This is a genomic window from Devosia riboflavina (assembly GCF_000743575.1).
Lineage (GTDB): Bacteria > Pseudomonadota > Alphaproteobacteria > Rhizobiales > Devosiaceae > Devosia > Devosia riboflavina.
In genome coordinates this window covers 1-20,766 of sequence record NZ_JQGC01000030.1, presented here as the reverse complement: position 1 = coordinate 20,766, position 20,766 = coordinate 1, and the positions used below count along the sequence as shown (strand labels likewise).

At 62.0% G+C, this 20,766-nt stretch carries 23 protein-coding genes; 12 read left to right on the top strand and 11 right to left on the bottom strand.

Going from position 1 to position 20,766, the window contains the following annotated elements:
- Positions 1 to 30: 30 nt before the first annotated feature.
- The 3 genes from JP75_RS21795 to galE form a co-directional block, all read right to left on the bottom strand.
- Positions 31 to 1,182: an SGNH/GDSL hydrolase family protein gene (locus JP75_RS21795; protein WP_035086898.1), complete on the bottom strand. Its 1,152-nt coding sequence runs from the start codon at positions 1,180 to 1,182 to the stop codon at positions 31 to 33.
- Positions 1,183 to 1,250: 68 nt separating this feature from the next.
- Positions 1,251 to 2,444 carry a lytic murein transglycosylase gene (locus JP75_RS21790; RefSeq protein WP_035086896.1) on the bottom strand — a complete coding sequence of 398 codons (1,194 nt, stop codon included), beginning with the start codon at positions 2,442 to 2,444 and terminating at the stop codon, positions 1,251 to 1,253.
- Between the two features lie 8 nt (positions 2,445 to 2,452).
- Positions 2,453 to 3,439, bottom strand: coding sequence for a UDP-glucose 4-epimerase GalE (gene galE / locus JP75_RS21785; RefSeq protein WP_035086894.1), 987 nt, complete (start codon positions 3,437 to 3,439; stop codon positions 2,453 to 2,455).
- 106 nt (positions 3,440 to 3,545) lie between these two features.
- Between galE and galU the strand changes: the two genes are divergently transcribed.
- On the top strand, positions 3,546 to 4,430 hold the full coding sequence (gene galU / locus JP75_RS21780) for a UTP--glucose-1-phosphate uridylyltransferase GalU (protein WP_035086892.1): 885 nt from the start codon (positions 3,546 to 3,548) through the stop codon (positions 4,428 to 4,430).
- A 109-nt stretch (positions 4,431 to 4,539) separates the two neighbouring features.
- On the opposite strand, the gene JP75_RS21775 is transcribed toward galU, so the two are convergent.
- The 3 genes from JP75_RS21775 to JP75_RS21765 all read right to left on the bottom strand — a co-directional run bounded on the left by JP75_RS21775 (position 4,540) and on the right by JP75_RS21765 (position 7,431).
- Positions 4,540 to 5,838, bottom strand: a complete 1,299-nt coding sequence (locus tag JP75_RS21775) for an outer membrane beta-barrel protein (protein ID WP_035086890.1) — start codon at positions 5,836 to 5,838, stop codon at positions 4,540 to 4,542.
- Between the two features lie 118 nt (positions 5,839 to 5,956).
- Complete coding sequence (locus JP75_RS21770; protein WP_035086888.1) at positions 5,957 to 6,406, bottom strand: NfeD family protein; 450 nt, start codon at positions 6,404 to 6,406, stop codon at positions 5,957 to 5,959.
- A 14-nt stretch (positions 6,407 to 6,420) separates the two neighbouring features.
- Positions 6,421 to 7,431 carry an SPFH domain-containing protein gene (locus tag JP75_RS21765; protein WP_035086886.1) on the bottom strand — a complete coding sequence of 337 codons (1,011 nt, stop codon included), beginning with the start codon at positions 7,429 to 7,431 and terminating at the stop codon, positions 6,421 to 6,423.
- A 157-nt stretch (positions 7,432 to 7,588) separates the two neighbouring features.
- On the opposite strand from JP75_RS21765, the gene eda reads away from it, so the two are divergent.
- From eda to JP75_RS21740, 5 genes are all read left to right on the top strand, one after another.
- On the top strand, positions 7,589 to 8,224 hold the full coding sequence (eda, locus tag JP75_RS21760; RefSeq protein WP_035086885.1) for a bifunctional 4-hydroxy-2-oxoglutarate aldolase/2-dehydro-3-deoxy-phosphogluconate aldolase: 636 nt from the start codon (positions 7,589 to 7,591) through the stop codon (positions 8,222 to 8,224).
- A gap of 27 nt (positions 8,225 to 8,251) precedes the next feature.
- Positions 8,252 to 8,620, top strand: a complete 369-nt coding sequence (locus tag JP75_RS21755; protein ID WP_035086884.1) for a winged helix-turn-helix domain-containing protein — start codon at positions 8,252 to 8,254, stop codon at positions 8,618 to 8,620.
- 68 nt (positions 8,621 to 8,688) lie between these two features.
- Positions 8,689 to 9,417 (top strand): molybdate ABC transporter substrate-binding protein, encoded by a 729-nt coding sequence (gene modA / locus JP75_RS21750; RefSeq protein ID WP_244446385.1) that lies wholly within the window; start codon positions 8,689 to 8,691, stop codon positions 9,415 to 9,417.
- A complete protein-coding gene (gene modB / locus JP75_RS21745; protein WP_035086883.1) occupies positions 9,414 to 10,097 on the top strand; it encodes a molybdate ABC transporter permease subunit in 684 nt (227 codons plus the stop codon). The genes modA and modB overlap by 4 nt, the downstream gene beginning before the upstream one ends.
- Before the next feature lie 170 nt (positions 10,098 to 10,267).
- Positions 10,268 to 11,452 carry an alpha-hydroxy acid oxidase gene (locus JP75_RS21740; RefSeq protein WP_035086882.1) on the top strand — a complete coding sequence of 395 codons (1,185 nt, stop codon included), beginning with the start codon at positions 10,268 to 10,270 and terminating at the stop codon, positions 11,450 to 11,452.
- A 53-nt stretch (positions 11,453 to 11,505) separates the two neighbouring features.
- Here the strand turns inward: JP75_RS21740 and JP75_RS21735 are convergent, their stop codons facing one another.
- Positions 11,506 to 12,000, bottom strand: coding sequence for a response regulator (locus JP75_RS21735; RefSeq protein ID WP_051961124.1), 495 nt, complete (start codon positions 11,998 to 12,000; stop codon positions 11,506 to 11,508).
- Positions 12,001 to 12,195: 195 nt separating this feature from the next.
- On the opposite strand from JP75_RS21735, the gene ykgO reads away from it, so the two are divergent.
- Positions 12,196 to 12,321 (top strand): type B 50S ribosomal protein L36, encoded by a 126-nt coding sequence (ykgO, locus tag JP75_RS21730; protein WP_035086881.1) that lies wholly within the window; start codon positions 12,196 to 12,198, stop codon positions 12,319 to 12,321.
- A 162-nt stretch (positions 12,322 to 12,483) separates the two neighbouring features.
- On the opposite strand, the gene JP75_RS21725 is transcribed toward ykgO, so the two are convergent.
- A complete protein-coding gene (locus tag JP75_RS21725; protein ID WP_425277301.1) occupies positions 12,484 to 14,034 on the bottom strand; it encodes a UxaA family hydrolase in 1,551 nt (516 codons plus the stop codon).
- Positions 14,035 to 14,206: 172 nt separating this feature from the next.
- Here JP75_RS21725 and JP75_RS21720 point away from each other — a divergent pair, with 172 nt between their 5' ends.
- The 4 genes from JP75_RS21720 to JP75_RS21705 all read left to right on the top strand — a co-directional run bounded on the left by JP75_RS21720 (position 14,207) and on the right by JP75_RS21705 (position 17,151).
- Entirely contained in the window at positions 14,207 to 14,893 is a 687-nt protein-coding gene (locus tag JP75_RS21720) for a GntR family transcriptional regulator (protein WP_160194753.1), read from the top strand.
- A gap of 29 nt (positions 14,894 to 14,922) precedes the next feature.
- Complete coding sequence (locus tag JP75_RS21715) at positions 14,923 to 15,357, top strand: RbsD/FucU family protein (protein WP_035086880.1); 435 nt, start codon at positions 14,923 to 14,925, stop codon at positions 15,355 to 15,357.
- 88 nt (positions 15,358 to 15,445) lie between these two features.
- Positions 15,446 to 16,297 carry a fumarylacetoacetate hydrolase family protein gene (locus JP75_RS21710; RefSeq protein ID WP_035086878.1) on the top strand — a complete coding sequence of 284 codons (852 nt, stop codon included), beginning with the start codon at positions 15,446 to 15,448 and terminating at the stop codon, positions 16,295 to 16,297.
- A gap of 104 nt (positions 16,298 to 16,401) precedes the next feature.
- Positions 16,402 to 17,151, top strand: coding sequence for a hypothetical protein (locus JP75_RS21705; RefSeq protein WP_035086876.1), 750 nt, complete (start codon positions 16,402 to 16,404; stop codon positions 17,149 to 17,151).
- A gap of 7 nt (positions 17,152 to 17,158) precedes the next feature.
- On the opposite strand, the gene JP75_RS21700 is transcribed toward JP75_RS21705, so the two are convergent.
- Entirely contained in the window at positions 17,159 to 18,034 is an 876-nt protein-coding gene (locus JP75_RS21700; protein ID WP_035086874.1) for a c-type cytochrome, read from the bottom strand.
- A gap of 67 nt (positions 18,035 to 18,101) precedes the next feature.
- A complete protein-coding gene (locus JP75_RS21695) occupies positions 18,102 to 19,043 on the bottom strand; it encodes a PfkB family carbohydrate kinase (protein WP_035086872.1) in 942 nt (313 codons plus the stop codon).
- Positions 19,044 to 19,214: 171 nt separating this feature from the next.
- Between JP75_RS21695 and JP75_RS21690 the strand changes: the two genes are divergently transcribed.
- Entirely contained in the window at positions 19,215 to 20,321 is a 1,107-nt protein-coding gene (locus tag JP75_RS21690; RefSeq protein ID WP_035086870.1) for a TRAP transporter substrate-binding protein, read from the top strand.
- Between the two features lie 87 nt (positions 20,322 to 20,408).
- On the opposite strand, the gene JP75_RS21685 is transcribed toward JP75_RS21690, so the two are convergent.
- Entirely contained in the window at positions 20,409 to 20,696 is a 288-nt protein-coding gene (locus tag JP75_RS21685; protein ID WP_035086868.1) for a GIY-YIG nuclease family protein, read from the bottom strand.
- Positions 20,697 to 20,766 lie beyond the last annotated feature (70 nt).

Below are 20,766 nucleotides of genomic sequence, written 5' to 3'. Positions count from 1 at the left end.
GTCCCATAAGGATGCCGAAAGCTGACGATCCTATTGCTGCCCCTCGTTTTCCGTTTCGCTTGGGTCTATGCCGACGCCGAAGGCGTCGGCGCGGCCGATTGGGGCGGCCATCAATTGCTCCAATGAGAAGCCCGTATCTGAAGCAGGCTGTGGGGTGGCGACGAGGAGGTCGGCGGCGCGTTGTGGGGCGCGGCTGATTGGGACGACGGCGCCGGCGACTTCGAGAAGGCGGGTCTGGCCCTGGCCCTGATAGGGCGGGCGGAGCATGGCTGCGGCGTCGGTGCCGAGGAGCGGGTCGGCTACGGCGACCGTGATGCCGCCACCGCGGTAGAACGTGCGGATCGACTGGCTGATATAGAAGGCCAGCTTGTCGGCACCCGCCGTCGAGAAGTGGATACCGTCATCCTTGCGCATGCGGGCGTTCTGGCCGTTCACGTCGGGACCTTGCGAGGAATATTTGCCGTCTTCGCCGAGGAAGCGCTCGTAGATGTCGAGATATTCGGCGCCGCCCGAGAACGCCGCCATCTTGTAGAGGGCGCTGATCTGGCTCATGGCGGCGGAATATTCGGTCTTGGACATGGGCGGCAGGCCGACCCAGATCACCGGTTTTCGCGCGGAGCGGAGCTGGCCGAGAAAATTGTTGAGGCGGGCCTGATAGGCCGCGGTCCATTGCGGGGTCAGGGAATTGTAGGACTGGCCGTCGACGCGGATTTCCTGGCGGTCGTTGACGCCGATGATGACGATGGCAAGGTCAAAACTGTCGGCAGCGATCTGTTCGCCGATGGTCTTGTTCCAGTTGAAATAGTCGTCGCGGACGAAGCCCGAGGAGCCGACGCCCTGGTTGATGACCAGGAGATTGGGATCTTCGGCGTAAAAGCGTTCGAGCGCCTTGGCGAGGTCGACGGCGAGGGAATCGCCGAAGACGGCGAGGCGCGTGGCGTTTTCGGCTTTTTCCACCTGCGGCTTTGGCGGCGGCAGGGCGACGGGGGCGGCCTGGCGCGGCTGGGTCTGCTGGACCGGGGGCGGGGCCTGCTGTGGTTCAGCGCCGAAAAGGACGTCGAAGAGGGTGCGGCGCTTTTGCTGCTGGGCGACCTCGATGCGGGTTTCTGCCTGTGCGAAAGCCGGCGCCACTTCAACGGTGGCGAAGAGGGCGATCAGCAAAAGGGCGAAAATACGCTTCATGGCTCAGTCCGAAATCTTCTTTCGGTCTAGCAGACAGAGGTCAACAAAACCATGCGCTCGCCATGGCGTTACCGCGTCGCCGAAGCCAAAGCCTCGGCGGTGGCGCGGGTGATAAAGCCGTCGGCGACCTCGCCGCGGGCGGCCTGGAAGCGGGCATAGGCGGCCTGGGTGATGGGGCCGAGACGGCCGTCGACGGCGCCGTCATAGAGGCCGAGGGTTTTGAGGGATTGCTGGATCGACTGGCGCTGGGCGAGGTCGGGGAAGGCGGTATCGCGTGGCCAGGGCGTGACATAGCTGCCGCCACCCTTGAGGCGATCGGTCAGGTGGGCGACGGCCATGGCGTAGCTGTCGGAGAAATTATAGCCTTTTAGGACCAGATAATTGCCGGTCATCAGGAATTTGGGGCCGGTATGGCCGGTCGGGACATAGAGAAAGACCGGCGTGTTGGGATTGGCGAAGGGGCGGCCGGAGACGCGGGTGATGCCGCGTTCGGCAAAGAAGCTGATGGGGCGGAGCTGGTCGCGGGTGGCGAGCAGGTAATCGAAGTCTTGCGGAACATCGACCTCAAAACCCCAATCCGTGCCGGGCTGGTAGCCGAGGTCGAGCAGGAATTTGGCCGAGGTGGCCAAGGCATCGGCGAGGGAATTGTGGAGGTCGACGCGGCCGTCACCATCTCCGTCGGCGCCATGGGCGATGACATTGGTGGGATTGACCTGCAGGTGGCCGATGGCGCCGGCCCAGGAGCCAATGGGCGAGGTGCCTCCATTGCGTTCGGCGAGGCGCAGGGCGGCGAAGAAATCGGCCTTGTCCTCGGCATAGCGGCTGCGGTGCTGGAAGGTGACGGTGGCCAATGAGCGGACGATGGGGCGGATCAGGTCGGCATTGCCGAGGACGGCGCCATAGTCGGTTTCGATGCCCCAGATGGCGCCGAGCAGATAGGGATCGACGCCGAAGTGCTGGCCGATGGTGGAAAAGAGGTTTGCGTTGCGCTCGAGCGCAGCCTGGCCGCGGGAGATGCGGCCGGCATTGACGCGGGTCTCGATATAGTCCCAGACCGGGGTGGTGAATTCGGGCTGGGTTTCGACGAGTTTTGGGACGCGTGGATCGGGTGTGAGGCCCGCTGTTAGCGCGTCATAGGCTGAGGCGCTGACGCCCGAGGCGACCGCTTCGGGTTTGAGGCTCGACAGAAAACCGGCGAAATCCGACTGCGCCAGTGCCGGACTGGTCATCAGCAAGACGAGCAGGGCGGCGAAGCGGCGCATGGCAGACCTTAGCGGTTGCGGGTCATCAGGTGGCGTTCCCAGGCATAGGCGGTTTCGACGATTTCGTTGAGATCGTCATGCTGGGGCTTCCAGCCCAGGAGAGCGCGGACCTTTTGGCCGGTGGCGGTGATAGAGGCGGGATCGCCGGCACGGCGCGGGCCCTCGTCGGCGCGGAAATTGATGCCCGAGACTTTTCGCACGGTCTCGACCACCTCGCGCACGGAATAGCCCTGGCCATAAGCGCAGTTGAGGGTGGTGCTTTCGCCACCCTTGCGGAGGTGATTGAGAAGGAGGGCGTGGGCGGCGATCAGGTCGGTGACGTGGATATAGTCGCGCACGCAGGTGCCATCCGGCGTTTCGTAGTCGGTGCCGAAAATGTCCATCTTCTGTCGCTGGCCGAGGGCGGTCTGGCAGGCGACCTTGATGAGATGGGTGGCGAGCGGGGTCGACTGGCCCGAGCGCTTTTGCGGATCGGCACCGGCGACATTGAAATATCTGAGCACGCCAAAGGTGATGGGATGGGCCGCGGCCACGTCGGCCAGCATCCATTCGGTCATGAGTTTGGAGCGGCCATAGGGCGACATGGGATTGAGGGGGGTGTCTTCCACCACGGGAGCAAGGCCCGTCATGCCGTAGACGGCGGCGGTCGAGGAGAAGATGAAGTGCTTTACCCCGCCCTTGACGGCGGCCTCGATGAGGTTGCGCGAGGTGGCGGTGTTGTTGGCGTAGTATTTTAGCGGATTGGTTACCGATTCAGGAACGACGATAGAACCCGCGAAGTGAATGATTTCGGTGATGCCGTATTTTTCGATGAGGCCGACGACGAAATCGATGTCGCCGGCATTGCCTTGAACGAAGGTGGCGCGACCATCGATAGCCCAATCGAAACCGGTGACGAGATTGTCGAGAACGACGACGTTCTCGCCTGAATCGGCCAGGTTGAGAACCATGTGGCTGCCGATGTAACCTGCTCCACCTGTGACCAAAACCGTCATTGGCCGTACTCCTGCCGCAAAAGCTCTTTTGTTGTGCAAGGATATGTAACAGATGTCGATATAGGTCTACGCCTAAGTTCAGATCGACAAAGCAAGGGAACAATCCGTGTCAAAACGCGTCCGCACCGCCGTCTTTCCTGTCGCTGGCCTCGGAACCCGCTTCCTGCCTGCCACCAAGGCGATGCCGAAGGAAATGCTGACCGTGGTGGACCGGCCGCTGATCCAATATGCGGTGGACGAAGCGCGCGAGGCGGGGATCGAGCACTTTGTTTTCGTCACCGGCCGCAACAAGGGGGTCATCGAGGATCATTTCGATCGGCAGTTCGAGCTGGAAACGACGCTGGAAGTGCGCGGCAAGGATGAAGCCCTGCGCGAACTGCGCAAGGACCTGCCTTCGGCCGGTCGCACCAGCTTTACCCGCCAGCAGGAGCCGCTGGGCCTTGGCCATGCCGTCTGGTGCGCGCGCGACATCGTGGGGGACAACCCCTTTGCGCTGCTCCTACCCGACATGCTGTTCAAGGGCGAGCCGGGCGTCTTGAAGCAGATGATGGACGCCTATGAGGAAACCGGCGGCAATGTTATCGCGGTGGAAGAAGTGCCGCATGACGAAGTTTCATCCTATGGCGTGATCGGGCGCGGCGATGGTCCGGACACGGGTTTCAAGCTGACCCAGATGGTGGAAAAGCCCAAGAAGGAAGACGCGCCATCGAACCTCATCATTTCGGGCCGCTATATCCTGCAGCCGGAAATCTTCTCGCTGCTGGCAGAACAGACCAAGGGCGCGGGCGGGGAAATCCAGCTCACCGACGCCATGCAGACCCTGATGCACCAGCAGAGCTTTACCGGCGTCAAATATGTCGGCAAGAGCTTCGACTGCGGCTCCAAGATCGGCTTTTTAACGGCCAATGTGGTCTATGCCCTGGAGCGCGACGACATTCGCCCCGGCTTCATCCGGGAGTTGCGCAAGCTCGATCTCGAAGAACAGCTCTGAGCGCGAGTAGATCACTTTACTGTTTCTCTGAAACAGTGAAGTGATCACAGTATTTGTTTTGTCGCGCTTTCGAACCGGAAAAGTGGTGTCCACTTTTCCTGAAAACGCTCTAGCGCGTGATCGTGACGCCCAGGCTCACCTGATGGGTCTGGGTGTTGCCATTGGAATTGTCGGTATTGCCGTAGCCGTAATCGGCATTCAGGCTCGTATGTGCGTTGAAGACATAGTCGGCGCCAGCCCCGAGGCCGAGGCGGCGCTCGGTGGTTCCGGTGCCGACCAGTTCCGACTGACTCCAATCGGCCGAGGCGCGCAGGCGCAGCCAAGTGTTGACCGTGTATTGAGCATTGGTGAAGGCGGTATATTGAATGCGGGCATTGCCCGGATTGTCGGCGCCGGCCGGGGCCAAGGCCGTTTCGAGCCCGGCGGTCAGTTTCACCGTTGAATCGGGCGTATAGCTGACTTCGGCCCCATAGAGTTGGGCGCGGATGGCGCCGAGCGTCGCTTCATCGAAGACGCGTTCGCCAATGCCCACCGAGGCGCTGGCCGACCATATGTCGTTCCACTTGCCGGCAATGCCGGCCCGCAGCGAGCGATTGGTGGCGTTGGGATAGGTGCCGAGGCTGGCCGTCGGCACATCGAAAATGTCGCGCTGTACTTCGCCTTCTCCGAAAACTTCAAAGATGGGCGTGATCTGGTAGCCGAGCCGGAGATTGGCGCTGGCGGCCCAGTAGTTCTGCTCGGCATTGTCGGTAAGGCCGGTATCGGTGCGCTCGGTTGGCCCATAGACGGTGCGGTCGAGGCCGGCGCCGATGCCGACATTGAACTTGCCGAACTGGCGGGTGACGCCGAACTCGGCGCCGCCGGTGAAAATCTGCGGCGGGGTGACGATCGAGGGCGAGAGACCGGCTGTGCCCGGCAGGTCCTGGCTGAGGCCGATATTGGCGGAGACCGAGGCGGTGGTGACCGAATCGGTTGACGCGGAGCCCGAAATGGTCAGGCCGCCGGAGGCGAGGGTCGGTAGATTTTGGCCGCCGGTCTTGGCGATATCCGCACTGCCATCGACCACGATGGTGGCGATGCCGCCGGCATGGGTATAGGTGAAGCGCGGCAGGAGATGAGTGACGAAACTGCCTGTGCCATTGGAATTGAGATAAGTACCGCGGAGGCCCACCGACCAGTCGAGCGGTGCGGTTTCGCTGCTTTCCGGGCCAATGGCGAATTCGGGCGGAACCGGCTGGGCGGGGTAGACGCCTGGGCGCAGACGGGCATTGGAAAGCGTGGGATCCGAAGCGGTCTGGGGGAGGCGCGCGGCAATGCCGGCGGTGGTCGTGTCATCGACCGGCTCGGTTGCAAGCAGCGCAGGCGCGGCAAAAGCCGTGCCGGCAATGAGGCCGGCAACCAGGCCCAAGGCCAGGCTCCTGATATGCTGCGACAAAGGCAAATCGCGCTCCGAAAAACCGGGGGCAAAGAGGGCGCCCCGCGCGCGATCCTTTCAGCTTATGGTTAACGAATACTTGCCTTCTGTCTCAAATTGCCTCGACCAGCAGCACGGCGCCTTCGCTGCCGGTGATGCGAATGCGTTGCCCTGCAGGCAGATCGGGGCCGGAAATGCGCCAGATCGTATCGCCCAGGGTGAGGCGGCCGAAGCCACCGGCAATGGGTTGCTCAAGCACGGCTTCGTGGCCGACAAAGCTGTCGGCGCGGCGATTGAGATAGGGGCGGTCGGACTGGCTGGGGCGGTTGCGGCTCCAGCGCGTCCAGAGGACGATGGTGACGAGGGCCAGGACACCGAACATCAGCCACTGATAGGGCCAGGCGATGGGTTCGAACAGCACGACGAGCCCGGTGATCAGCCCGGCAATGCCGAGCCAGAGGAGATAGCCGCCGGGCACGACCAGTTCGAGCGCGAGGAGGATGAGCCCGGCAATGATCCAGGCCCATGGGGCATTGGCGGCGAGAAACGCGATGAGCGCCATGGATCTCCCCTCGGCTAGAACTGGCCGGGTTCGCGCGGCGGCTGGCCGGCGGTGGGCGGACGCGACGTCGGGCGGGTCGCGGTCGGTGCGCCGCCGCCAAAGGCTTCGCGGGCAATTTCGCCAATGCCGCTGATGGCACCGATGACACTCGATGCCTCGACCGGCAGCATCAGCACCTTCTGGTTAGGCGAGGTGGCGATCTTGCCCAGTGCCTCGATGTAATTGTTGGCGACGAAATAGTTGATCGCCTGCACATTGCCCGAGGCGATGGCGTCGGAAACCATCTGGGTCGCCTTGGCTTCCGCTTCGGCGGAACGTTCGCGGGCTTCGGCATCGCGGAAGGCGGCTTCCTTGCGGCCCTCGGCTTCGAGCACTTGGGCCTGCTTTTCGCCTTCGGCCTTGAGAATGGCGGCCTGACGGCTGCCTTCGGCTTCGAGAATGGTGGCGCGCTTTTCGCGTTCGGCCTTCATCTGCCGGCCCATGGATTCAACGAGGTCCTTGGGTGGATCGATGTCCTTGATCTCGATGCGGGTGATTTTCACGCCCCAGGGCGAAACGGCGGTATCGACGACGCGCAGCAGGCGTTCGTTGATCTCGTCGCGATGGCTCAATAGTTCGTCGAGATCCATCGAGCCCATGACCGTGCGGATATTGGTCATGGTGAGGTTGAGAATGGCGTTTTCGAGATTGGAGACTTCGTAGGCGGCTGCGGCCGCATCGAGAATCTGGTAGAAGGTCACGCCATTGGCAGTGATGGACGCGTTGTCGCGGGTGATGACTTCCTGGTGGGGAACGTCGAGCACCTGTTCCATCACGTTGATCTTCTTGCCGATCGTATCGATGAAGGGAATGATCAGGTTAAGGCCCGGCTTGAGCGTGCGGGTATATTTGCCAAAACGCTCGACGGTATAATTGTAGCCCTGCGGGATGGTCTTGGCGCCGGCGAACAGCACCAGAATGAGCAGGATGCCGAGGCCGATCAGCGTGACGCTGAGGCCGTCGAGAGTGAAGCTGTCGAATTGCATGATGCGATCTCCTCTTGCGGGCCTTCGCAATATTTACGGTCGCCCAGCGACATAGGCAACCTTGCATGGATTTTTTGCGCAATGGCGCTTGCAGGAGCGAGGCCTTGGGCCTAACCCTTCGGCGAACCTTTCCTTTGCTTTTCTGGAAGTGATGCCCATGCCGCAGGACGCAAACGCCATTCGTTCCATTCTCTCGCTGGCGCCCGTCGTGCCCGTCATCATTCTCGATGATGTCTCCCAGGCGCGGCCGCTGGCCGAGGCCTTGGTGGCCGGCGGTCTGCCGGTGCTGGAAGTGACGCTGCGTACGCCCAATGCGTTGAAGGTCATGGAAGAAATGGCCAAGGTGACCGGCGCCATTGTCGGCTCGGGCACGGTGCGGCATGCGGCGCATATGAAGGCGTCGGTCGATGCCGGTTGCCGCTTCATGGTGTCGCCCGGCGCTTCCCCGCGCCTGCTCGATGCGGCCGACGACGTCGCCATTCCGCTGCTGCCCGGCATCGGCACCCCGACCGAAGCCATGGCGGCGGCCGAGCGCGGCTATTCGTTTTTGAAGTTTTTCCCGGCCGAAGCGCTGGGTGGCGCGCCGGTGCTGAAGGCCTTTGCCTCCCCGTTGCCCGATATCACCTTCTGCCCGACCGGCGGCATCGATCCGGCCAAGGCCAAGACCTATCTGAGCCTCCCCAATGTCATCTGCGTGGGCGGTAGCTGGATCATGCCGGCCGATGCGCTGGCGAGCGGCGATTTCGCGCGCATCGAAGCGCTGGCGAAAGAAGCGAGCACGCTGCGCGGCTAAGGCATCTGGGGGCTCGGGACTGGTTTCATGAACAAGCCTGCGCCCCCTTCCGGCCTCGGCCATCTCCGGATTGTCCTCAACGACAAAGCCTATGTCGGGCCGGGGCGGGCCGACCTTTTGGAAGGTATTGCCCGGACCGGGTCCATTTCTGCCGCCGGCAAGGAAATGGGGATGAGCTACAAGCGCGCCTGGAGCCTGGTGCAGGCGCTCAATGACGGGTTTGGAAGGCCGCTGGTCGAAACGGCCCGCGGTGGCGCGGCGCAGGGTGGGGCGCTCCTTACCCCGCTCGGGGAAGAGGTACTGGCGCGCTATCGCGCCATGGAAAAGGCGACGGAAGCCGCTATCGCCGATGATGTCGCAGCCCTGAGGGCAGTGGTTTCCGATATTTCCAAATGAACATATCGCTTGCGCAGGCGAAGCCTTTCCGCCATCGATATGGCCATTCAAACATATCGGAGGCTTCCGTGTCCCGTCTGCTGCTTTCCCTTGCCCTTGTGGCCGTGAGTTCCGTCCCGGCCTTTGCCGAGACCGTCAACGTGGCCGTCGCCGCCAATTTCACCGCGGTCGCTGAAGAGCTCGCCGAAATCTTTGAAGCCAAGGGCGAGCATGAGGTCGAGCTGAGCTTTGGCGCTACCGGTCAGCTCTATACCCAGATCACCCAGGCTGCCCCTTTCGGCGTCTTCCTTGCGGCTGACGACACGCGTCCGCAGAAGGCGATCGACGAGGGCTTTGGCGTCGAAGGCACGGCCTTTGTCTATGCCGAGGGCCGGTTGGCGCTCTATGCGCCGGGGCGCGACGTGACCGATGGCGAGGCGGCGCTCAAGGGCGACTATAACAAGCTCGCCATTGCCGATCCGGAAGCGGCGCCCTATGGCAAGGCGGCGATCGAAACCTTGACCGCGCTCGGTCTGCTTGAAACGCTGACGCCGAAACTGGTGCAGGGTGAGAACATTTCCCAGACGCTGCAATTCGTCGAAAGCGGCAATGCCGAACTCGGTTTTGTCGCGGCAAGCCAGGTGCTCGGCAAGGCCGACCAATGGCTGGTGCCGGCCGAGCTGCATGAGCCGATCGCGCAGGGCGCGGTTCTGCTCAAGACCGGCGAAAACAATCCGGCTGCCGTCGCTTTCCTTGAATTCCTCAAGTCCGACGAAGCCGTTTCGGTGATCGAAGCATCAGGCTATTCGGTGCCATGATCGGTGGCGACCCGCTGCTTTCGGCAGTCCTCTTGACGCTGGCGCTTGCTGCCAGCGTCACGATGGTCCTGCTGGCGGTTGGGTCGCCTCTTGCCTGGTGGCTGGCGCGCAGCCAATGGCGCGGCAAGGAGGCGGTGGGTGCCGTCGTCTCCCTGCCGCTGGTGCTGCCGCCAACCGTGCTCGGTTTTTATCTTCTTCTCGCGCTCGGGCCGAATGGTCCGGGTGGCGCTCTTGCCGGGCTATGGGGCGCGCGGACCCTGGCCTTTTCCTTTGGCGGTCTCGTTATCGGCGCCGCCATTGCTTCGCTCCCCTTCATGGTACAGCCGCTGCGCAATGCCTTTGCTGCCATCGATACCGAGGTGATGGAGGTGGCCGATACGCTGGGCGCCTCGCCGAGGCAGCGGTTTTTGCGCGTGGCGCTGCCGCTGGCCATGCCCGGCTATCTCGTTGGTGCCATCATGGCCTTTGCCCATACGATGGGCGAATTTGGCGTGGTGCTGATGATCGGGGGCAATATTCCAGGCCAGACCAAGGTGCTGTCCATCGCCATTTACGATTTCGTCGAGCGGCTGGAATGGGAAAAGGCGCATGTGGTGGCCGGAAGCATGGTGGTCTTCGCCTTCCTCGTGATTTTCTCGACGCTGATGATCGGCAGGCGGTCGACGGCGCCGGTGGGGTGAGTTGAGGGTGGCCTCAGCGTTCTTGGCCTCAGCCATTCGCGCATAGCGCTCATGGCCTTCACGCCTCAAATCGCGCCACCGGCGCGATTTGGCCCGAAGGGCCGGCGTGAAGTTGACGACTAACATGTTAGTTGCTAGGGCAGGTCGAACGCGCTTTCGGAGCCTCGGCCATGACCGCCATCGACAAGATACTCACCGTTGACGAAATGATGCGGGTGGCGCGTCGGCGCGTGCCGAAAATGTTCTTCGAATATGCCGATAGCGGCTCCTATACGGAGGGCACCTATCGCGAGAACGAGAGCGATTTTAACAAGATCAAACTCAACCAGAAGGTGGCGGTCAATCTCGAGGGGCGCAACCTCAAGACGAAAATGCTGGGCAAGGAAATCACCATGCCCGTCGCCATCGCGCCGGCGGCGACCGGCGGCATGCAGACGGCCGATGGGGAGATCAAGGCGGCAAAGGCTGCCGAAAAGTTCGGCATTCCCTTCTCGCTCTCGACCATGAGCGTGTGTTCGATCGAGGACGTGGCCGAGAACACGACGGCGCCGTTCTGGTTCCAGCTCTATGTCATGCGCGACCGCGATTTCATCAACCGCCTGATCGACCGCGCCAAGGCGGCCAAGTGCTCGGCACTGGTTCTGACCATGGACCTGCAGATTCTCGGGCAGCGCCACAAGGACATCAAGAACGGCCTGTCGACGCCGCCGAAATTCACACCCTATTCCATCTGGCAGATGATGCAGCACCCGCTCTGGTGTGCGCGCATGTTGGGGACCAAGCGGCACACGTTCCGCAACATTGTCGGCCACGTCAGCGGCGATCATGACCTCGCTTCGCTCTCGGCCTGGACGGCGAGCCAGTTCGACCCGACGCTGAACTGGGGCGATGTGCGCTGGATCAAGGAGCGCTTTGGCGGCCCGGTGATCGTCAAGGGCGTGCTCGATGCCGACGACGCGCAGGCCGCGATTGACAACGGCGCCGATGCCATCGTTGTGTCCAACCATGGCGGCCGCCAGCTCGATGGCGCGCCTTCGACCATCCGGGTTCTGCCCGAAATCGTCGATCGGGTCGGCCACAAGACCGAAGTTTATCTCGATAGCGGCATCCGCATGGGTCAGGATGTCATCAAGGCGCTGGCCTATGGCGCCAAGGCGACCTTTATCGGCCGGCCGATGCTTTATGGCCTGGGTGCCGGCGGGGAAGCGGGCGTGACGCGCGTGCTCGAAATCATCCGTCGGGAGCTCGATACGACCATGGCGCTTTGCGGCGAGCGCGACATTCTCAATGTCGGCCTCCACAATATCTATTCGAACGATATTCCGCCGCGTAACGCGCCCAAAACCCGCGCTTAAAGCGCGCGCATGTCTTTATCCCGAAACCGGTGTCCACTTTCGGGAGACATGCTCTAGGTTTCCGTTTCGGAGATGGTGCGCTGATCCTCGATGCCGGTGGCGAGCTTGCGCCGCCGCCGGTCCGGACCCGCATAGTCGGGGGCATCGATGAACTCGCGCGGCTTGATGTCGAGGCCGGCAATGCGCTTTTGCAGGTCGGTGGCCGAGAAGGGCTTTTTCAGAAATTCGCTGACCCCGGCATCGCGCGCTTCGGCAATGCGGGCGATGTCAGGTGCTGCTGACATCATGATGACGGCCGTCGTGCGGTTGGGGCTCTCGATATCGGTGCGCATCTGGCGCACCAGTTCGACGGCATCCGGCGGGCCCATCATGTCGTCGAGAATGATCAGGCTATAGGAGCGGCTATCGAGCACGGCTTTCAATTCGCGTGGGTTGGTAATTTCCAGCACCATGCGATGGCCGAGGCCGCGCACCATGGCGGCGATGAGCGAGGTCATGTTCTCTACCGGATCGGCGATGACGACGCCGTGCTTGACGATTTTATCCATTCCCAGCCCCTTGGAACCGGCCAAAACTCTAGCCTGACAAGGCTGACTTGCCGGTTAACGGGCATGCGGGAAGGCCGGAGTCGAAAGGGGTAAAACTCTTTGCCGGGCGCGTTGACAGACGGGAGGCTTTTCCCTATGAAGAGCGCAGTTTTTGGGCGCTCTGGCGCCCCTTTTATTTGACCAGGGAATAAGACGATGAAGATCACCAACTCGCTGAAGGCGTTGATGACGCGCCACCGCGCGAACAAGCTCGTCCGCCGTCGCGGTCGCGTGTACATCATCAACAAGGTGGACAAGCGCTTCAAGGCCCGCCAGGGCTAAGAACCGGTTCACGGTTTGATTTTGACAGGGCCTGCACTTCGGTGGGGGCCCTGTTGCTTTTTTGAGGATGCGCTAATTTGCGGGTCCGAGCTTAGCGTGTACCCCCACCCCTTCCTGGCCCCGGGAAAAAGATGAAAGCGAAGTGTTCGCTAGCGCCGCTCCTTACATCACCGCCCCAACCTGCCAGGGCACGAACTCATTGTCGCCATAGCCAAGCTTTTCCGACTTGGTCTCTTCGCCCGAGGCCACGCGCAGCATGAGATCGAAAATCTCCTGCCCCTTGGCCTCGATCGACACACCCTCGACGATATCCCCGCAATTGACGTCCATATCGTCGGTCATGCGCCCATAAAGCTCCGAATTGGTCGCAAGCTTGATGGAAGGCACCGGCTTGCAGCCATAGGCTGAGCCGCGCCCCGTGGTGAACGCCAGGATATTGGCACCACCGGCCACCTGCCCGGTCGCCGAAACAGGGTCAAAGCCGGGCGTGTCCATGAACACAAAGCCCTTTTCCGTCACCGGCTCGGCATATTCATAAACCGCCGTCAGCGGCGAGGTACCGCCCTTGGCCGCCGCACCCAACGATTTTTCGAGAATGGTCGTCAGCCCGCCCGCCTTGTTGCCCGGCGAAGGATTGTTGTTCATCTCGCCGCCATTGCGATGGGTATAGTCCTCCCACCACTTGATGCGCGAAATGAGCTTTTCACCGACTTCACGATTGACCGCGCGGCGGGTAAGAAGGTGCTCGGCACCATAAATCTCCGGCGTTTCCGAGAGGATCGCCGTCCCGCCATTGCGCACCAGAATGTCGGCGGCAACACCCAGCGCCGGGTTAGCCGTAATCCCCGAATAGCCATCGGAACCGCCACACTGCAGCGCCAGCGTCAGTTCCGAAGCCGGAATGGTCTCGCGCCGCGCCTTAGCGGCGATCGGCAGCATTTCCCTAATCTTCTCGACACCCCATTCGATCATCTTGGCGGTGCCGCCGATCTCTTGGATGGTCATGGTGCGGAACGTGTCCGTCTCGCTCATCCCATAGGACTGCTTCATGCGCTCGATCTGGAACACCTCACAGCCGAGGCCCACCAGCAGCGCCGCCCCGAGATTGGGATTGGCCGTATAGCCCCACTGCGTGCGCCGCAGGATCTGATAGCCCTCGCCCAGATTGTCCATGGCGCAGCCGGTGCCGTGCACGAAGGGAATGATGCCATCGATCTCGGGATAATCGTCCAAAACGCCCGAATTATTGATCGCCTGCGCCATGAATTTTGCGACCGTAGCCGAGCAATTCACGGAGGTCAGGATACCGATATAGTTTCGCGTACCCACCTTGCCGTTGGAGCGGCGATAACCCTGAAACGTCGCCTGCTGCGTGCCGGTCAGAAACTCGACCGGCACCACACCTTGGGCAAAAGCATAATCATGCTCCAGCGTGCCATCCGGCCCGCCCATGCCGCAATTGTGCTCATGCACCCAGTCGCCGGCCGGAATGCCTTCCTTGGCAAAGCCGATAATCTGCCCGAATTTGACCACTGCCTCGCCGGCCGCGATGGGCCGAGTGGCAAATTTATGCCCGCGCGGCACGCGGCGCACGATGGAAACGCCCTGCGCCGTTTCGGTGCCGACATCCAGATTGGCCAGCGCCACCGCGATATTGTCGGCGCTGTTGAGGGTCAGGGTTTTGCCCTGCGGGCGGGTCATGGTCTCGGACATCGGCGTCATTCCGGCGGTATGAGGTCTCAACTCGTGCTTTACGCCGTTCCGCATCGCAGTCAGATTGGGGGCCATTGCGGGACGGCTGCACACTAACTAACATGTTAGCATGAACAACCATACAAGTTCCTATTCTTTTTTGACACGGCCTCCGACCCTGGCACGCGGCAATGTGACCGCGGAGGTCACCCAGGCCCTGCGTCAGGCCATCGTCACCCTCGCTTTGCCCCCCGGCGCAGCCCTCGACAAGTCGGCCATCTGCGCCCAGTTCGAAGTCTCGCGTTTCCCGGTCAGCGAGGCCTTTGCCCGCCTTGCCGAAGAGGGCCTCGTCGACATCGCCCCGCAGCGCGGCTCGACCGTGTCGCTGGTCAAAATCGCCGATGTCCGCGAATACATGCTGATCCGCAAGGGCCTCGAAAGCGAGGCCCTGCGCGTCCTCATCGGCAAGCACGACACCGAGGTCATCGAAGCGCTGCACGCCAATATGGCCGAGCAACGCGAGGCCGCCGCCCGCGACGACGCGGAAACCTTCCACCAGATCGATGTCGCCTTCCACGACATCATCTTCCGCTCCATGCGCATGACCAAGGTCAAGGCGATCATCGACAAGGCCCGCGCCAATCTCGACCGCGCCCGCCGCATGATCATCACCCCGCGCCGTCTTGCCCTGACCATCGCCGAACATCAGGCGATTCTCGACGGCATCGTCGCCGGCGACACGGCCCAGGCAACATCCGCCATCCGCGCCCATATCGACGCCGTCATGGTCGAGCTGTTTGCCTTCGCCCAGGAAAACCCCGGCATTTTTGCCGACGGTACCGAAACAGTGCTCGACGCCGACTATTTCCCCTTCGGCTGATCCGACAACAAAATTCCCCGGAGACCAAAATGCTGAAAAACATTCCGCCGCTCCTCGGCCCGGAACTCCTCGCCACCCTGCGGGCCATGGGCCATGGCGACGAGATCGTCATTGCCGACGCCAATTTTCCCGCTGAATTTCTCGGCCCCCAGGTCCACCGCGCCGACGGCATTTCCGCCACCGACCTGCTCGGGGCGATCCTGACCGTCATGCCGCTCGACGATTTTGTCGATCAGGCCGCCATCGGCATGGCCGTCGTGGGCGATCCCCATGCGCGCCAGCCGATCTATGATGATTTCCAGCAAATCATCACCCGCCACGAACCCTCCATGCACTTTTCGACCGTGGAACGCTTTGCTTTCTACGATCGCGCCAAAAAGGCCGCCGCCGTTGTTCAGTCAGGCGAAACGCGGCTCTATGGCAATATCCTGCTCAAGAAGGGCATCATCCGTCCCAAATCGTGAGAAGCGAACGGACCGAGCGAAAGTCGCACTCGACAGACTAACATGTTAGCCTCTATCAGCGAGGCCAGAGAAAGAGGAGCTTTGCCCCATGAAACTGCTTCGCGTCGGCCCCAAAGGGTCGGAAAAGCCCGCCATCATCGCTAGGGATGGTTCCATTCGTGACCTTTCCGGCGTCGTCGCCGATATCGGCGGCGCGACCCTGCTCCCCGAAGGCCTTGCGAAAATCGCAGCCACCGACATCGACCTCCTGCCCAAGCTGGACGCCTCCGAACGCATCGGCCCCTGCGTCGCCAATGTGGGAAAATTCATCTGCATCGGCCTAAACTACGCCGACCACGCCGCCGAAACCGGCGCGCCGATCCCGGCCGAACCGATCATCTTCATGAAGGCCACCAGCGCCATCATCGGCCCCAATGACGATGTCATCATCCCCAAGAACGCCATCAAGCCGGATTGGGAAGTCGAACTCGCCGTCGTCATCGGCAAGGAAGCCCGCTATGTCGAAGAAGCCGACGCCCTCGACCATGTCGCCGGCTATTGCGTCTGCAACGACGTCTCCGAGCGCCATTTCCAGACCGAGCGCGGCGGCACCTGGGACAAGGGCAAGGGTGCCGACACCTTTGGCCCCATCGGCCCCTGGATGGTAACCAAGGACGAAGTCGCCGATCCGCAAAACCTTGCCATGTGGCTCGAAGTCGACGGCCACCGCTACCAGAACGGCTCCACCAAGACGATGATCTTTGGCGTTGCCAAGGTCGTCTCCTATGTCAGCCAGTTCATGAGCCTGCAGCCCGGCGACGTCATCACCACCGGCACCCCGCCCGGCGTCGGCATGGGCATCAAGCCCGAGCCGGTCTGGCTGAAACCCGGCAACGTCATGCACCTCGGCATCGAAGGCCTCGGCGAGCAGAAGCAGAACGTTCGGGCATACAGCGCCTAAGTAATTTTACGGTGCGGACACTGAGTCCGCACCGTGTCGCTACGAAATACGTAGTATACCCAACTGCAGAAATGCTAAGACAATGACGCGTCGGGGAGCGTTCTTTGTCAAAGCTACTTCTCTTCACCGTTCTTGATCGAGAGCTGCTGGACGGCGGCGCGGAGTTGTTCGAACTCCCGGACCTACCGAACCTCACTGATCGTTCTGGCGATCAGGTCATAATCGCTGATACCCAACCCTCACTGAAGCAGGGCTATATCGCGCTAGGCATTCTCGGTGACGTCAAAATTGGGGGGCTGGGCGTAGGGTCTATTTATGTCAGCGACATCCGTCTATTCCCCTCGCCGCTGCCATTCGACGAGCAACCGGCAAACTCCCGTGGCATCGAGGACCTGACCGAAGAACGCTTCAACCGCATTATCGCCGACGCCTTGGGTGAGGAGGGGCTCGATGAAAAGACAGGCGCCAGTAGTTTCAGCGTTTCGGCCTATCAGTTTGCCGAGCAGCTCGGACGGCAGCAGAATATGCGCTGCAGCTTTGCCGATGAGAAAACCTACAATGGCGTTGCCAGCGTAATCCGGCCGCTGCACCTCGGCGGCAAGCTGCACGTCAGCAATTTCCTGTTTCTCGATCCGGAGCCGGGCGCCCTTTTCGAGCGCTTCGCATGGACCGTCGGCCCGCAATTCGAGATCATCGTGGATACCCACACCACTAGTCCGGACGTCACCGATACGGTCAACCGGACCGGCATGCTGGCACTCAGCGATAGTATCGACGCGTGGCCCGACCGCGAGGCACTGGCTTGGCATCGTGAACAGTTCTTTGCCCGGCTAAGCCGGGCACAACGGTCCTGAGCTGCACCTACTCGGCCATCAAATACGTCGCCACCGCATTGAGATCCTCATCCGTCCAGAATGAGGTAGAATCCGCGATCACTTCGCCCATCGCTCCGCCCAGCACGTCAAAGCCCGGCGTAAACCCATCCTTGAGCGTTTGCGCCAGCGTCGCCACGTCATAGCCTTCAGCGACCAGCGCCTCACGCGTCAGTGCCGGCGCCCGGCCACCCGTGCCCCCGGGAGATCCCGCAAAGGCCTGATCCCATTGCAGCGCTCCCAGCGCATTGCGCGGCGTGTGGCAGGCAACGCAATGCGCTGGCCCCATGGCGAGATATTTTCCACGATTATAGACCTCATCCTTCCCCGCCTCCGGCTCGAACCGCCGCGGTGAAAAGAAGAGGTTCTTCCAACCCGCCATGATCAGCCGGACATTGAACGGAAAGGGGATGCGGCTCGCAGCAGCGGGCGTCGCCACCGGCTCCGTCGCCATCAATGCCGCATAGAGATCGACCACGTCCTGATCGGTCATCAGCGTGTAATTTTCATAGGGGAAGGCCGGATAGAGGTGCCCCTGCGGCCCCATGCCATTGCTCAGCGCGTCCGAAAATTGCGCCAGCGTCCAGGAACCGATGCCCACATTGGGGTCCGAGGTGATGTTGGGCGGCACAAAAGTCCCGAAGGCCGTTTCGAGCCCCACCCCGCCGGCGAGTTCCGCCCCGCCATCGGCCGCATTGGTATGGCAGGCAACGCAGCCGGCCAGCCGCATGACATAGTCGCCGCGCGTCGCGTCGCCCACCAGGGTCAGGTCCCGCTCGGGCCCGGTCACAGGCTTGAGGAAATAGGCGGCCGTCGCAGCACCCAGAACCGCGACCGCGATCAAACCAACCCAACGCTTCTTCATCACCGTTCCCCGACGAGCCCGGTGCGATCACACCAGAGCCCAGGAAAAACCGCAACGTCGCGGCCGGTCAACTGCTTGCGAGGACCGCATCCACCTGTGCACGGGTCGGCGGCTTGCAGCCCTTTTCGGCGCAATTGAGCCCGGCCACTACTGCACCGAAGCGCAGCGTCGTCTTCAACGCTGCCTCGTTCAGAGTGCCCAGCTTTCCGAGCTTCAGCGCCCCGGTTTCGTTGAGCCAGGTGAGAATACCCGCCATCAGGCTATCGCCCGCGCCCACCGTGTCGCCAAAGACCGGCGGCGCATAAATGCCCGCCTCGGCGCTCGCGACATTGGAAAACGCCCGCGAGCCGTGCTCGCCGAGGGTGACGACCACCAGTTCGCAATTGGGCCGGTCGAGCAGCAGTTTTGCATGCTCCTCGATATCAATGCCCGGCTCCAGCCATTCATGATCTTCTTCGGAGAGCTTTATGATATGAGCCAGGTCGAGGAACGTTTCGAGCCGGCGGCGATAGCCGTCCTCGTCATCCACCTTGCGCACATTGATATCGAACGAGATCGTCGCCCCGCGGCCAATGGCAGCCTTCACCACCGGCAGCCACTTTTCCGCATCCTCTTCCAGCATGGGGGCAAAGCCGCCGATCTGGTAGAGTTCGAGCGATGGCGGCAGCGCCGACAGCAGCCCCTCACGCGTAAAAGCGCGATCGGCGCCGCGCTCGAACACATAGCTTGCCTGCATCTTGGCGTTAAAGGTGATCACGGCCTTGGTGGTCGGCTCCGGCACCCGATCTCTAAGCAGCAGCGAAACACCGGCCTCCGCCAGCGGGGCCAGCAGCAGGTCGCCATATTGGTCCTGGCTGATGGGGCACAAAAAACCGGTTTCATTGCCGAGCTTGGCCAGCGCAATGGCGCAGTTGAAGGGCGAGCCCCCCGGCAAAGCCAGCCGTTCCGCTCCCGGCGCCGCCGATACCGGCACCAGATCGACCAGGCTTTCTCCACCGACGACGAACATGCTCTTCTCCCTCAAAGTTCCGGCCTGCCCTTAGCATTTTCGCCGCCTGCCCCGCCAGCCCGTCGACCGGCGTTTCCGCGTTTTCGCCGCCGCTTTACTCGCTCACGCCGCCGTGTATTGTTTCAATAAGGCTGGCAGGAGGATAGCCGGCCTCTTTGAGGGAGAACCATTTTGGATCGTCGGAAATTCTTTTCCAAGGCCGGTGCCGTGGGTGCTGGCGCCGTTGCCGCGTCGACCGGCCTCGCCATGCCGGCCATTGCCCAAAGCCAGCCGAAAATCACCTGGCGCCTGGCCTCGTCCTTCCCGCCCGGCCTCGACACCATCTATGGCGGCGGCGAAACCCTGGCCAAATATGTGAGCGAAGCTTCGGACGGCAATTTCACCATCGACGTTTTCGCCGCCGGCGAACTGGTCCCCGCTTTCGAAGTGGTCGATCCGGTTTCCGAAGGCTCGATCGAAATGGCCCATACCGTGGGTTACTATTTCTCGGGCAAGGACGTCGCCTGGGCCGCCATGGCCGCCATTCCCTTCTCGCTCAATGCCCGCGGCATGAGCGCCTGGTACTATTATGGCGGCGGCCTCGACATCACCAACCAGTTCCTTTCCAATTACAACATTGTCGGCTTCCCCTGCGGCAATACCGCAGCGCAGATGGGCGGCTGGTTCCGCAAGGAAATCAACTCCGTCGCCGATTTGCAGGGCCTCAAAATGCGCGTCGGCTTTGCCGGCACCATTCTCTCCAAGCTCGGCGTCATCCCGACCCCCATGCCCGGCGGCGAAATCTACAACGCGCTCGAAAAGGGCACGATCGACGCGGCCGAATGGGTCGGCCCCTATGACGACGAAAAACTCGGCTTCCAGAAGGTCGCGCCCTATTACTATTATCCCGGCTGGTGGGAAGGTGGCCCGACCGTCCACGCGCTCATCAACAAGACCAAGTTCGAAGAGCTCCCGGCCAATTACCAGTCGCTGCTGAAAACCGCCTGCCAGGCGACCAGCGCCGACATGCTCGCCAAATATGACTATGTGAACCCCACCGCAATCAAGAAGCTGGTGGCCGCGGGCGCGCAGCTCCGCCCCTTCAGCCCGGAAATCATGGAAGCCAGCTTTAAGGCCGCCAACGAAACCTACGCTGAACTCGAAGCATCGAGCCCGCACTTCAAGACCATCTGGGACTCCATCAAGGCCTTCCGCAAGGACCACTATCTCTGGAACCAGATCGCCGAACTCAACTACGACGCTTTCATGCAGAGCCAACAGCGCGCTAACGCGCTCTGATTTTGGTAGAGACGAAAGAAAGCCCCGGTTCAACCGCCCGGGGCTTTCCCCACCGCCCGTCACCCTCGGGCTTGACCCGAGGGCTCTTCACTTCACGATCTCATCCCAGAGATCGCGCCAGTCCGGATTGCTCTCCTCAATCAGCGCTTCTTTCCACTGCCGATACCACCGCTTCAGCGACGTCTCTCGCTGGATCGCCGCCTCGATCTCGGCGTGCTCCTCGAAATAGACGAGCCGCTTGATCTTGTTCCTCTTCGTGTAGCCAGCGGCGGCACCCTCTCGGTGCTCGTACACACGCCGCACGAGATCATTGGTCACGCCGATATAGGTCCGCCCGCGCCGGAAATCGGCGAGTATGTAGACATATCCGCCCATATGCACACCCCAAAGCGCAGTGTCCTCGGGACAAGCAACCGTGGATCAGTTTGCAAAAGCTAAGTCGGTT